This window comes from Polaromonas sp. CG_9.5, assembly GCF_035984465.1.
In the GTDB taxonomy this organism is placed as follows: domain Bacteria; phylum Pseudomonadota; class Gammaproteobacteria; order Burkholderiales; family Burkholderiaceae_C; genus Polaromonas.
In genome coordinates this window covers 13,972-26,611 of record NZ_JAXCHR010000018.1, presented here as the reverse complement: position 1 = coordinate 26,611, position 12,640 = coordinate 13,972, and the positions used below count along the sequence as shown (strand labels likewise).

Below are 12,640 nucleotides of genomic sequence, written 5' to 3'. Positions count from 1 at the left end.
AGTTATCCACAATGGCTGAAAACGCCAGCCCTGGCAGGGGCCGGGCGGCCAATGGGCCGATAATTTCGCCCCGAAGCGGCTGATTCAGCCGCCCCGACTCCCAGAGAAAGAATTTTTCATGCCGCATCAACTTCGGCGCATCGTTGCCATCAACATCCGAAATCCCAAGGACGGGCTGCCTTCGGGGCGCGTGGCCGAGCTGGATCCGCGCGGCGGCGTGCTGGCCGTGGGCGACAACGGTGTGGGCAAGACGACCTTTTTGCGCCTGCTGCCGCTGTTCTATGGCGCGACGCCGCAGCAGATCTTGCGCGGCACCGGGCTGACTTCCATGATTGCCCACACGCTGCCTGACGCCAGCAGCGCCGTGGCCTTCGAGTACGAGCGCGAGACGCCCGGCGACCTGCGCTGCGTGGTCATGCACTGCCGCGCGGGCGAGGATGCGGCGCAGTTCCACTTCATCCACGGCGGCTACCGGGAGGAATTTTTCTACGACGAGCACAACCAGTTCGTGCCGCGCGAGGAGTTCAAGGCGCGCGTCGAGGCGCAGGGCTTTCAGGTCAGCCGCAAACTGTTTTTGAACCAGTACCGCAGCGTCATCCTGAACGAGCGCCAGCTCACCAAAGAGGGCATTGAGCTGCGCCGGCTGGCCGCTGTGTATTCGCTGGGGCCCGCGCCGCTCTACAACCTTGACCAGATCGCCGCCGCCATGGCGAACGAGAAAATCTCGTTTCGCGACCTGCAAAACATCGTCATCGAGCGCGTCTCGGATGCGCAGGGCGACGCGCATGCGGCCGCTGGCAGCCGCGAACTCAAGCGCAACCGCGACGATGTGTCGCGCTGGCTGGAAGACCGCAACCATCTGGCGCGGATCATGGCCGAAAAGCCCCGCGTCGAGAAGACGCTGGTGCGCATCGCCCGCGTCAACGGCCTGCACCTGGAACTGTGTACGCTGAACGTGGCGGTGACTGCGGCGCTGGGGCAGACTGACAAGGAGCTGCTGGGCCTTAGCGAGCGCCAGCGCCGGCTCAAAACGGAATTCGAGGCGTGCCAGAGCGCCCTGGCCGGGTCGATAGCGGCGGCGGCCAGCGACAAGCAGCAGGCCACGCAAGCCTGGACTGCGCTGCGCGAAGAAGTGCAGGCCAGCCAGGCGCGGCTGGCGCATTTCAACGCCATCAACGCCCCGGCGCTGGCGGCCGAACAGCAGTTTGAGGAATCGCTGAAGGCCGAGAAAATCGCCAAGGAAGTCGAGGCCGACACGTTGGCGGCGGCCAGCGGCGGCATCGCCAGCAGCGCGCAGGCGCGCAAGTCGGCGATGCAGGCGGCAGCGCAAAGCGAGCTGGGCCGCATTGATGCGCGGCTGCTGGACGCGGCGCGCCAGAACGCGGCGCGCACCGACGCGCTGCACGAAGCGCAGGCGCAGGCGGTGCAGGCGCTGGCCCTGCCCGAGCGGCTGCCCGAGATCGCTGCCGAGCGCAACCCGTTGCTGTCGCGGCTGGGCGAGCTGAAAGTGATGGCGGCGCATCCGCTGCCGGGTGCCGAACTGATTGAAAAAAGGCGTCTGGCGGCCCACCACCTGGCCCGGCTCGACGAGGAAAGCCACAACGCGGCCAAGGCGGTGACGCGGGCCAGCGAAGAATTGGACAAGGCCAGGCGCACTGCCGACGGTTCGCTGGAACACGTCAAGGCCGCCGAACTCCGGCAGCGCCAGCACGCGCAGCGCATGGGCGCGGTGCAGGCGCAATTGTCGCCGCCCGTGGGCACACTGCTGGCCTTTTTGCGTGCCCGCGACACGGCGCTGTGGAGCGACAGCGCCAAACTGATGGACCCGGCGCTGCTGGCGCGCACCCAGCTCAAGCCCGAGTTGCTGGACGTGCTGGAGGGCGACGCGCCGCCGCCGACCGGGCGGCTATGCATCGGCGCGCTGGCGCTGGACACGGGCGCAATCGAAGTGCCGTCGTGGGTCGAGATGAAAGACGTGCGCGAACATGTCGCCAAGCTGAAAGTTGAAGCCGCCGCCCTGATGGCGACGGTGAAGGACACGCAGGCGCGCGCGCTGGCCTTGCGCCACGACATGAACCATGCGCAGGTCCGGCTGAGCAAAGCGATTGCCACCGAGTCGCTGGCCGAGGCCGCGCTGAACCATGCGCAATTGGCGCTGACCCGGCTGGACAAGGCGGTCGATCAGGAAAAGGACGAAGCGCGCAGTCAGGCGCTGGCCGAGAGCGCCGACAAACAGGCGCGCGTGCAGGCGCTGCAAACCGAAGAGCAGGCGATACAGCACGGGCTGGGCAGCGCCAAAGACCGCATCCAGGAAGACTTTCGCCAGCAGCGCAAGGCGCTGGCCGAAGAAACCCAGGCCGCAGAAAACCATCTGGAATGGGAAAAAACCGCCGTGCGCACGCGCCTGGCCGGCGAGCTGCAGCAGGTCGATGACGACATGGCGCGCGAACTGGCCGGGCAGGGCGTAGACCCGGCGCGGCTGCCCGGCTTGATGCAGGACATCACCAGGCTGGCGCTGCGGCTGGAGGGCATCGCGCGCCAGCGCCATGAAGTGGCCGACTGGCGCCGTTTCCGGCAAGACGTGCTGCCCTCGCTGGACTCGCGCCGCCAGGAGTGCGACCGGCGCGCACAGCGCTGCGCAGAAATTGCCGCCCGACTGGCTGGCCTGCACACCGAGCAGGACGCGCTGGCGCAGCGCGCCCGGCAGGAAGCCAGCACGCTGGAGGGCCAGCGCCACCTGCGCCAACAAGAAAAAATCGCTCTGCAAGACCTGCTCCAAGGCAGCCTGAAGGCGTTTGACGGCCATGCGCCCGCGCCGCTGGAGATCGACTGGAACGCCGCCGAGCTGAGAAAACGCGTCGAGCGCGCCAGGATTGAACTGGCGCAGCAGTCCGACGAGCTGCAAAAAGACAGCCGCCTGCTGCGCGGCAGCATGACCCAGCGCAGCGGCCCGGTTGAACACTGGCTGCAGCTCAAGGAAGCGGCCCTGCCCAACGCACAGACGCTGCCCGAACACCTGTGGCGCTGCGCGCAGGCGCAGGCGCTGTGCGACTGGTTTGAACCGTTGGAGCACGGGCCTTACGTCGATCAGTTGCACAAGGAAATGGCCGGCTTTCTGGCTGTGGCCAGCAACTTCGTGCGCGATCTGGAGCTGTTCGAGCGCCGCGTCGAGGGCTTTAACCGCGAGCTGCAAAAGGCGCTGTCGGCCACCGAACGCTTCGAGCGCTTTCGCGACTTGTCGGTGATGGTGCGCTCGGGCGTGGGTCAGTTCGGCCCGATGAAGCTGCTGCGCCAGATGCAGGAGCGCCACCACGGGCAAGCCGGCGCGCTCGGGGCATTGTCCGGCCAGGCGCACAGCCTGCCCACCGACGACGAAGCGGCGCTGATCCGCGACTTTCGCGACATCTTGCCCGCCGACGGCGTGCTGCGCGTCAACCTGAACGAGCAGGTGCGGCTCGAATGCTCGCTGATTGAAAACGGCAAGCGCCGCAACATCAGCAACGAGGCCGATTTCCGCTCGGTTTCGTCCAATGGCAACACGGCGCTGATCACGGCCATGTTTTTGATGGGCTTTGTGCAGATGATTCGCGGCGCGGATTCGCCGGTGCGCCTGACCTGGGTGACCGACGAGATTGGCCGCTTTGACCCGAACAACCTGGGCGCTTTTTTGCACACGCTGGACATGCACCGTATCGACGTGATCAGCGCCTCGCCGAGCGTCGATCCGGCGCTGGCGCGGTTTTTCCCGAGGCTGTGCATTTTTGAGGAAACCGGGGCCATCGCCACCTGCGAAACCCCTGTGCAAGGAGACAGCCATGTCAACGCTTGAAACTGCGCTCAAGCGCCTGGCCGAAGGCCGCTTTGTCTGCGAGATGCGCTACCCCGAGGAATTTGCCGTGCTGCAGGAGGCCGACAGCCGACGCCGCGCCGACGAGTGGCTGGCGGCCATCGGCTACCGGCTGGCGCGCCTGAGCGAAGACGGCGCTTTTTTCATGGCCCACGCGGTGGTCACGCCGGGCTTGCGGCTGCGGCTGCGCGACGAGTTGCGGGCAGTGCGCGGCAAGCTCGAGCCGGTGGTCGGTTTCATGGAGACGCTGCGCCAGTCGCAGGGCCGCAGCCCGCACATCCACGCCGGCGACATGCTCTGGGAGTCCGAGATCAGCGAAGCGGTGCGCGCCTCGCCGCTGCTGGAGCGGCGTTTGCTTGACATGCGCGAGATCGGCGGCGCGCGCGTCAGCGACTCAGCCATCGACCGGGTACGACGCATGCTGGCGCATCTGCAAAATGAAGGCTACATCGTCGAGACCAACCCGACCAGCAAGGGCTACCAGGTGACGGGCAAGATCGACTACCTGTACCAGCTGATCGGCTTTATCGCCGACAACACGGCGCAGCTGTCCGACGACGACGTGGTGGACCGCATCGACACGCAGGCCCGGCTGGACGGCGACGCGCCTGGCCAGGAAGCGCCAGCGCCAGCGGAGCAATCCACATCGAAAGAAGGCAGCGCGCCATGACCTCGCCCATCAAGGAGGTGCTGCAAACGCTCAGCCGGCATGCGCAGACGGTTGAAAGCAGCCTGCTGGGCGTGGTTTCTGGCGACACCGGAACGCCGCCAGCGGCGATTGCCGCGCTGCGCCAGGCCAGCGCGCTGCGCCCGGCCGGCGAAGACGGCTACCGGCTGCATCCCCGGCTGCGCGAGTATTTGCAGGATTACCTGAACCTGTTCTCGGCCTTCCAGAGCCTGAGCGAAATCGGCCCGCGCATCACGCAGCTCAATATGCTGTGGACTGAAATCGAACTGGTGCGCCTGGCCGCCGACACCGAAACCCTGGCCAGTCTGAGCACGACGCTGCAGATGACGGTGTTCGACATCGCCGACAGCATGGATGGCAATTTGCTGCTGCTGCACCTGTTGATGAGTACGCGCTTTGGCAACGTCAAAACCCTTGAAGCCAAAAAAAGCCAGAACCGCTACTACCAGCAGCAAACCACGCTGCTGGCGGGCGACCTGGCGCGGCTGGCGCTGGCCGCTGACCGGCTGGAGCGCGAAGCCAGCGAGCGCGCGATGGAGGAGCTGGCGCGCTTTTTGCGCCGCAACCTGCTGGCGCGCCTGAGCGCCTGGCAGCAGGGCGTGTCGGAAATGCAGACGCTGATCCGCAAAGAGATTTTCAGCATCCGCGAGGTGGAAAAGCAGCACAAGCTGCTGGCGCGCACCGACATGCTGCTGCGCCAGCAGCCGACCTGGCGCGGCATCGAGCCGGATCTGAGCGGCGAGATTCCCGACTTTTTGCTGGCCGCCGCGCTGGCGCCGCTGCTGGCGCATGTCGAGCCGCTGGACAGCGACCGGGCGGTGCGCAGCGAGTTGCAGGCGCTGGTGCGCGCCCTGCCGCCCAAGCCGTCCGCGCCGCCCGAGGCGCAGCCGCCCCGGCGCTATGTGCGCATCGTCGACGCGCCGCGCGTGCCGGTTGCCACGCCGGCCGCGCAGGCGTTGCAGCGGCTGGCCCGCCAGGTGCAGGCCGCGCCCGGTGGCGTGCCGCTGGCCGCGTGGCGTGAAGGCGACGCTGATGCGCTGTCGATGACGCCTGCGGTGTGGCTGGTGTTTGCCGTCATGGCGCTGCGCGGGCAGCGCATGCGGGTGGAGCTGGTCAGGAACGCACCGGCTGAAGGCGGGCATTTTGCACACACGTTTGGCGACGCGGTGGCGTATCCCAAGGCGGTCGCGCCGAAACCTGTATCGGCGCGGGCGGCGCAAACCGCGTGAATCCGCGCGAAGTCGATTTTTTGCGCCGGCTGGTGGCTGGGCGGTTTGCCGAGCGGCGTGGTGAAGGCCTGGCCGCCCGCATGGCCGAGCAGCAGGGGCTGGGCGTGGTGCGCGGCGCGAAGGTGCTGTACACCGACGCCGACTTCACTCACGCGGCGGACTTGCTGTGCAATCGCAGTTTTGCGCTGAGCGCGCCGCCCGCGCCTTTCCCGCGCAGCCAGGCCCCCGATGGCGGGTCGGAAAAAACCGGCGCGCTGCCGGTCACGCATGGGCGGGTGGCCGTCGTGGCGGTGGGCCTGGCACCCGCGCTGGTCACGCCGCCAGGCAGCTTTCTGGCCATGCACTGGCAGGACGCGCTGGCCCTGCCTTATGAGGTGCTGCTGGTGTGTGAAAACCTGGAGCCGCTGCTGCTGTTGCATGAATACCGCTGGCTGGCCGACTTTTACCAGGGCCGCCCGACGCTGGCGCTGTTTCGCGGTGCGCCTGGCTTGTTTGGCACCGATGCGGCTACAAAATTGATAGCTGCAGACGCACGCCCGACGCTCGCATTCTTTGATTTTGACCCCAAAGGTCTGTCCATGGCCGCGTCGTTGCCGCGCCGCGAGGCGCTGTGCCTGCCGGCGTGGCCAGAACTCGAAGCGGCCACGCGCCGGGCGCAGCGCCAGAGGCTTTTTACGCAGTCGGCGCAAGTCAGCCGCGTACACCTTGACCGCATGCAGGACAGCGAGATTGCGCTGGCCTGGCAGCGGCTCAGGCTGCTGACGCTGGGGCTGAACCAGGAAGGCTTTCCGCGCTGAAGCTCAAGCCTGCGGTTCAGGCGGCACGCCGCAGCGGCTCTGGCGGAATTGGCCGGGCGACTGGCCGGTCCAGCCGCTAAAGGCGCGGATAAAGCTTTTCTCGTTCTGAAAGCCTGCGGCCTCGGCCACTTTCTTGATGGGCCGGTGCGTGCGCAGCAGCAGCTCCAGCGCCCGCGCGCGCCGCATCTCGTCTTAGAAAATATGGACGGAATTTCGGCCCGTCGTGTCGTTCAGGACTCGCTGTCCTGGCTCCTGACGCCCCAGAACCGCTCCATCGCAATATAGGTGTAGGACGCCGACCAGCCTATCAGCAGCAATCCATTCAGCGCTTCTGTGCCGGCCAGCAGCCGGATGGGGCCGTTCGGGATCAGGTCACCGAAGCCAAGCGAGGAAAAGGTTTCGGCTGAAAAATACAGGCAGTTTTCCAGCGACGAGCTGCCAGCGCCGCTCAGGCTGCCCGTGCCGGTGAAATGGATCAGGCCAAAAAGCACAAAGCCATACAGTGCGATTTCCAGTGCGTGGGCCGTGAAAGCCGCAAAAATCACTACCAGTAATTTGCTGCGGCTTGGAACCTTTAGCGCGGGCAGCCGGGTGTTCAGCCCGCTCAGAATTTCAAAATGAATCAGTGTCGTCAGCGCAATCGCCATGACGCAGGAAAAAATGACGATGAGCATGCGGCGTACCGGGCAGGATTAATCGCTGGAGTCTAGCGCCTGTCCGCCACGCCTGAATTGCGCGGGCGACTGGCCAGTCCAGCCGCTAAAGGCGCGGATAAAACTTTTCTCGTTCTGAAAACCCGCCGCCTGGGCCACCTGCTTGATGGGCCGGTGCGTGCGCAGCAGCAGCTCCAGCGCCCGCGCGCGCCGTACCTCGTCTTTCAGCGCCTGCAATGACGCGCCTTCTTCCTTCAATTGCCGGTGCAGGGTGCGCGGCGACACGTTCAGCAGCGCGGCCAGCGTGTCGGCGTTGTGCGCCTGCGCCAGGTGCTGGTGCAGCGCCTGGCGCACGCGCTGCACCAGCAGCCGGTCGCGCCGGTAGGGCAACACCGTGAGCGGCAAGGCCCGCTGCAGCATGTGCTGTAGCGCGCGTTCGTCGCGTCGCAACGCCAGCGTCAGGTAACGCGCATCAAAGCGGATCGCGGCTGGCCCGGTGTCAAACGCTGTGGGGCCGGAAAAAAGCACGCTGTAGGCCTCGCGGTGTGCGGGGGGTGAAAACGGAAACTGCGCGCCCAGCAGCGGAATGCGCGAATCAATCAGCCAGCAGGCCACGCCAAGCACATTGCGCAGCACCGAAACCAGACAAAACTCGCGCAAGTCGCCCAGCCCGTGCAGTTCGGTGATGGCCAGTTGCGCCGTGTCGCCGGTCACCGAAAGCCTCAAGGCGATGTCATCGGCAATCAGGCTGTGGTGCCGGCACCAGCGCTTGAGCGCCACACCCAGCGTCGGCGCGGTTAGCGACGCCCGCGCCAGCATGCCGTAGCTGCCCCACGGCAGGCGACGGCTGAACCAGCCCAGCGCCTCGTCGTCCAGTTCCTGCATCGCCAGGCCCGAGATGCGCTCCATTTGCCAGGCCGTGATGCGCGATGCCGAATCCAGCAATGCCGCCGGCGCAATTTGTGCCTGCGCCAGCGCGTTGTCGGGGCTGATGCCACGGCGGTCGTAAGCATGGACTATCGCCTGCACGAAGGCAATCGGCGTTGCCGCCAGCGTGTGGGCGGGGATGGGTTGAGATGAAAGAAGGGGCGACGAAGGCATGGGCATGGCCAAGAGTCTGCCCTTGCGTGGCAAGATTTGCAACCTGAATGACGCCCATCGTCGGCCGCACCCCGGCGGCATGCGCCATACTGATGAATCCGCCGCTTGCTGGCGGCCGCAAGGAGACGACCATGAGCCAAGACCTTTCCTCACCGCATGCCGCCGCAGCGCCCCTTACGCCACCCTTCACGCTCAGTTACGCCCGTGGCGCCACTGATGTGCCGCTGATCGAGCAGCCCATTGGCGCATTTTTCGATGCCATCGCAGTCAGCCAGCCCGACCACGAAGCGCTGGTCAGTGTTCACCAGCACCGCCGCTACAGCTACCGAGAATTGCAGCGTGAAAGCGACCGCCTGGCCAGCGCGCTGCTCGGCCTGGGCCTGCAGCCCGGCGAACGCGTTGGCATCTGGTCGCACAACAATGCCGAATGGCTGCTGCTGCAACTGGCCACCGCCAAGGTTGGCCTGATTCTGGTCAACATCAACCCGGCTTACCGCACGGCGGAAGTCGAATACGCGCTGAACAAGGTGGGTTGCAAGGCACTCGTCACCATGGCGAGGTTCAAGACCAGCGACTACCTCGGCATGCTGCGTGAGCTGACCCCCGAGTGGGCACACGCGCAGCCCGGCCAGCTTGAATCCGTCACGCTGCCGCATCTAAAAACCGTGGTCTGGATTGACGAAGCCGGACAGGGCGACGACCAGCCCGGCTTGATGCGGTTTTCTGATTTGCTCGCCAGCGGCAATCCCGATGACGTGCGCTTGGCTGCAATCGCCGCCACGCTCAAGGCTACCGACCCGATCAACATCCAGTTCACCAGCGGCACCACCGGGTTCCCCAAGGGCGCGACGCTGACGCACCGCAACATCCTGAACAACGGCTTTTTCATCGGTGAAGCGATGCGCCTCACGCTAGATGACCGGCTGTGCATTCCGGTGCCGCTGTACCACTGCTTTGGCATGGTGCTGGGAAATCTGGCGTGCCTGACGCACGGCGCGACCATTGTTTATCCGAACGACGGCTTCGAGCCGCTGAGCGTGCTGCAGACGGTGCAAGACGAGCAATGCACCGGCCTGCACGGCGTGCCGACGATGTTCATCGCCGAGCTGGACCACCCGCGCTTTGCCGAGTTCGATTTGTCCACACTACGCACCGGCATCATGGCCGGATCGCCGTGCCCGACCGAGGTGATGAAGCGCGTGGTCAGCGACATGAACCTGTGCCAGATCACGATTGCCTACGGCATGACCGAAACCAGCCCGGTGAGCTGCCAGAGTTCGGTTGACACGCCGCTGGAAAAACGCGTGTCCACCGTCGGCCTGGTGCAGCCGCACCTGGAGGTCAAGATCATCGACCCCGAAAGCGCAGAGATCGTCGCCCCCGGCGTGTCGGGCGAACTTTGCACGCGCGGCTATTCGGTCATGCACGGCTACTGGGACGACGCACCCCGCACCGCAGAGGCGATTGACGCTGAGTGCTGGATGCACACCGGCGACCTGGCCACCATGGACTTTGAGGGCTACGTCAACATCGTCGGTCGTATCAAAGATATGGTGATTCGCGGCGGCGAGAACATCTACCCGCGCGAGATCGAGGAATTCCTTTATCGCCACCCGAAAGTGCAGGACGTGCAGGTCGTCGGCCTGCCCGACAAGCGCTACGGCGAAGAACTCTGCGCCTGGGTCGTTACGCGGCCCGGCGAAACCCTGAGCGAAGACGAGGTGCGCGACTTCTGCAAAGGCAAGATTGCGCACTACAAGGTGCCGCGCTACATTCGTTTCGTGCAGGGTTTCCCGATGACGGTGACCGGCAAGATCCAGAAATTCAAGATACGTGACGAAATGAAAAACCAGCTTGGGCTGGAAGAAGACAAGACTGCTTGATACGCCTGATACGCCTGAAAGAACACGCCAACATGACCACGCTCGAATCCAAACTCAACGCCCGTTCTGCCGACTTCCAGGCCAACGCCGCCGCCATGCGCGCGCTGGTCGATGACCTGCATGTGCAGCTCGCCAAGTCCGCCGCCGGTGGAGGCGAAGTGTCCCGCGCCCGGCACACGGCACGCGGCAAATTGCTGCCACGCGACCGCGTGCAGATGCTGCTCGACCCCGGCACGCCGTTTCTCGAAGTCGCACCGCTGGCCGCACTCGGCATGTACAACGGCGACGCGCCCTGCGCCGGACTGATCGTCGGCATTGGACGCGTCAGCGGCGTCGATTGCATGATTGTCTGCAACGACGCCACGGTGAAAGGCGGCACCTACTACCCGCTGACCGTCAAGAAGCACTTGCGCGCACAGGAAATCGCCCAGCAAAACAACCTGACCTGCATCTACCTGGTCGATTCGGGCGGCGCCAATCTGCCCAACCAGGACGAGGTGTTTCCCGACCGTGACCATTTCGGCCGCATCTTTTTCAACCAGGCCAACATGAGCGCGCTCGGCATCTCGCAGATTGCCGTGGTCATGGGCAGTTGCACCGCCGGCGGCGCGTATGTGCCGGCCATGAGCGACGAAAGCATCATCGTCAAGAACCAGGGAACGATTTTCCTGGGCGGCCCGCCGCTGGTCAAAGCCGCGACCGGGGAAGTGGTGACGGCGGAAGATTTGGGTGGCGGCGATGTCCACACCCGGCTGTCGGGCGTGGCCGACCATCTGGCGCAAAACGACCTGCATGCGCTGGCGCTGGCGCGGGCTTCGGTCAAGAATTTGAATAAAAACAAGGCTGTTGCGCAGGCTGGACGGGCGCCGGTAGCTCCTGAATTCGTAGTAGAAGAGCTCTATGGCGTGATTCCGGTCGATGTGCGCAAACCGTTTGACGTGCGCGAAATCATCGCCCGCATCGTCGATGGCAGCGACTTTGACGAGTTCAAGGCGCGCTACGGCACGACCATCGTGTGCGGTTTTGCGCACATCGAAGGCATGCCGGTCGGCATCATCGCCAACAACGGCATTTTGTTCAGCGAATCCGCCCTGAAGGCCACGCACTTCATCGAGCTGTGCTGCCAGCGCAAGATTCCGCTGGTGTTTTTGCAGAACATCACCGGCTTTATGGTGGGCCGCAAGTACGAGAACGAAGGCATCGCGCGCAACGGGGCCAAGATGGTGACCGCCGTGGCAACGGCTGCCGTGCCGAAGTTCACCGTCATCATCGGCGGCAGTTTTGGCGCCGGCAACTACGGCATGTGTGGCCGCGCGTTTTCGCCGCGTTTCCTGTGGATGTGGCCGAACGCGCGCATCAGCGTCATGGGCGGCGACCAGGCCGCCGGCGTGCTCGCCACCGTCAAGCGTGACGGTATCGAGGGCAAGGGCGGCGCCTGGACGGCCGAGGAAGAAGAAGCCTTCAAGGCGCCGATCCGCAGCCAGTACGAGCACCAGGGCCATCCGTATTACGCCACCGCGCGGCTGTGGGACGACGGCGTGATCGACCCTGCCGACACCCGCCGCGTGCTGGCGCTGGGCCTGAGCGCGTCGCAGAATGCGCCGATTCCAGAGACGAAGTTCGGTTTGTTCCGGATGTAAATCATGAGCGCATTACAAACTACCCAAACCGGCGCCGTACTGACGCTGACCCTCAGCCGGCCCGACATTCGCAACGCTTTCAACGACGAGGTGATTGCTGAAATCACCGCAGCCTTTCAGGACGCCGCCAGCCGCGCCGAGGCGCGCGTCGTGGTGCTGGCGGCCGTTGGTCCGGCCTTTTGCGCCGGCGCGGACCTGAACTGGATGCGCCGCATGGCCGATTACACGCGCGACGAAAACCTGCTGGATGCCGCCGCGCTGGCCGAAATGCTGCGCGTGATGTACGAATGCCCCAAGCCGACCATCGCCCGCATTCAGGGCGATGTGTACGCCGGCGGCATGGGGCTGGTGGCGGCCTGCGACATGGCGGTGAGCGTCGATACGGCGAACTTTTGCCTGAGCGAAGTCAAGCTGGGTTTGATTCCGGCCACCATCAGCCCGTATGTGATCCGCGCCATGGGCGCACGGGCGGCGCACCGCTACTTTTTGACCGCCGAACGCTTCGATGCGAACGAAGCGCACCGCATCGGCTTCGTGCATGAAGTGGTCAGCCGCGATCAGCTGGACGCCAAGGTGGCGGAGCTGACGCAGGCGCTGGTCAACGCCAGCCCGAACGCCGTGCGCAGCTGCAAGATGCTGGTGCAAGAGGTGGCGGGCCGCGACATTGAAGCCCCGCTGATCGGCCAGACGGTCGAGGGCATTGCCGACATTCGCACCAGCAGCGAAGGCCGCGAAGGCGTGCAGTCTTTCCTGCAAAAGCGCAAGCCGTCCTGGCTGGCTTGATTTTTTAAAGGAGCTTCAC

At 65.2% G+C, this 12,640-nt stretch carries 9 protein-coding genes and 1 pseudogene; 7 read left to right on the top strand and 3 right to left on the bottom strand.

Features of this window, described 5'->3' with window-relative positions:
• Window positions 1-118: 118 nt before the first annotated feature.
• From RCH06_RS13630 to RCH06_RS13615, 4 genes are read left to right on the top strand one after another with little or no spacing between them, the layout of a single operon-like run.
• The gene (locus tag RCH06_RS13630) at window positions 119-3,829 is read left to right on the top strand and encodes an ATP-binding protein (protein WP_327082010.1); all 3,711 of its coding nucleotides are present in this window, start codon (window positions 119-121) and stop codon (window positions 3,827-3,829) included.
• Window positions 3,816-4,517 carry a hypothetical protein gene (locus RCH06_RS13625; RefSeq protein WP_327082009.1) on the top strand — a complete coding sequence of 234 codons (702 nt, stop codon included), beginning with the start codon at window positions 3,816-3,818 and terminating at the stop codon, window positions 4,515-4,517. Before RCH06_RS13630 ends, RCH06_RS13625 begins: the two co-directional genes overlap by 14 nt.
• Window positions 4,514-5,764 (top strand): hypothetical protein, encoded by a 1,251-nt coding sequence (locus RCH06_RS13620; protein ID WP_327082008.1) that lies wholly within the window; start codon window positions 4,514-4,516, stop codon window positions 5,762-5,764. The genes RCH06_RS13625 and RCH06_RS13620 overlap by 4 nt, the downstream gene beginning before the upstream one ends.
• Window positions 5,761-6,561 carry a DUF7281 domain-containing protein gene (locus RCH06_RS13615; RefSeq protein WP_327082007.1) on the top strand — a complete coding sequence of 267 codons (801 nt, stop codon included), beginning with the start codon at window positions 5,761-5,763 and terminating at the stop codon, window positions 6,559-6,561. The genes RCH06_RS13620 and RCH06_RS13615 overlap by 4 nt, the downstream gene beginning before the upstream one ends.
• 3 nt (window positions 6,562-6,564) lie before the next feature.
• On the opposite strand, the pseudogene RCH06_RS13610 reads toward RCH06_RS13615, so the two are convergent.
• The 3 genes and pseudogenes from RCH06_RS13610 to RCH06_RS13600 form a co-directional block, all read right to left on the bottom strand.
• Window positions 6,565-6,753: pseudogene (locus RCH06_RS13610) on the bottom strand (helix-turn-helix domain-containing protein); the annotation flags it as partial.
• A 38-nt stretch (window positions 6,754-6,791) separates the two neighbouring features.
• A complete protein-coding gene (locus RCH06_RS13605; RefSeq protein WP_327082006.1) occupies window positions 6,792-7,235 on the bottom strand; it encodes an ion channel in 444 nt (147 codons plus the stop codon).
• An 18-nt stretch (window positions 7,236-7,253) separates the two neighbouring features.
• The gene (locus RCH06_RS13600; protein ID WP_442799657.1) at window positions 7,254-8,321 is read right to left on the bottom strand and encodes an AraC family transcriptional regulator ligand-binding domain-containing protein; all 1,068 of its coding nucleotides are present in this window, start codon (window positions 8,319-8,321) and stop codon (window positions 7,254-7,256) included.
• Window positions 8,322-8,446: 125 nt separating this feature from the next.
• On the opposite strand from RCH06_RS13600, the gene RCH06_RS13595 reads away from it, so the two are divergent.
• Genes RCH06_RS13595 through RCH06_RS13585 form a run of 3 tightly spaced genes read left to right on the top strand, consistent with a single transcriptional unit; the run spans window position 8,447 to window position 12,621 of the window.
• Entirely contained in the window at window positions 8,447-10,198 is a 1,752-nt protein-coding gene (locus RCH06_RS13595) for an AMP-binding protein (RefSeq protein ID WP_327082005.1), read from the top strand.
• 32 nt (window positions 10,199-10,230) lie between these two features.
• Entirely contained in the window at window positions 10,231-11,838 is a 1,608-nt protein-coding gene (locus RCH06_RS13590; protein WP_327082004.1) for a carboxyl transferase domain-containing protein, read from the top strand.
• A 3-nt stretch (window positions 11,839-11,841) separates the two neighbouring features.
• Window positions 11,842-12,621, top strand: coding sequence for an enoyl-CoA hydratase/isomerase family protein (locus RCH06_RS13585; protein WP_327082003.1), 780 nt, complete (start codon window positions 11,842-11,844; stop codon window positions 12,619-12,621).
• The last annotated feature ends 19 nt before the right edge of the window (window positions 12,622-12,640 follow it).

What these genes read in the sequence shown, in the direction of transcription:
- RCH06_RS13605 (WP_327082006.1), bottom strand. Translation starts at nt 7,235, where the DNA reads ATGCTCATCGTCATTTTTTCCTGCGTCATGGCGATTGCGCTGACGACA.
- RCH06_RS13585 (WP_327082003.1), top strand. Translation starts at nt 11,842, where the DNA reads ATGAGCGCATTACAAACTACCCAAACCGGCGCCGTACTGACGCTGACC.
- RCH06_RS13600 (WP_442799657.1), bottom strand. Translation starts at nt 8,321, where the DNA reads ATGCCCATGCCTTCGTCGCCCCTTCTTTCATCTCAACCCATCCCCGCC.
- RCH06_RS13625 (WP_327082009.1), top strand. Translation starts at nt 3,816, where the DNA reads ATGTCAACGCTTGAAACTGCGCTCAAGCGCCTGGCCGAAGGCCGCTTT.
- RCH06_RS13630 (WP_327082010.1), top strand. Translation starts at nt 119, where the DNA reads ATGCCGCATCAACTTCGGCGCATCGTTGCCATCAACATCCGAAATCCC.
- RCH06_RS13620 (WP_327082008.1), top strand. Translation starts at nt 4,514, where the DNA reads ATGACCTCGCCCATCAAGGAGGTGCTGCAAACGCTCAGCCGGCATGCG.
- RCH06_RS13595 (WP_327082005.1), top strand. Translation starts at nt 8,447, where the DNA reads ATGAGCCAAGACCTTTCCTCACCGCATGCCGCCGCAGCGCCCCTTACG.
- RCH06_RS13590 (WP_327082004.1), top strand. Translation starts at nt 10,231, where the DNA reads ATGACCACGCTCGAATCCAAACTCAACGCCCGTTCTGCCGACTTCCAG.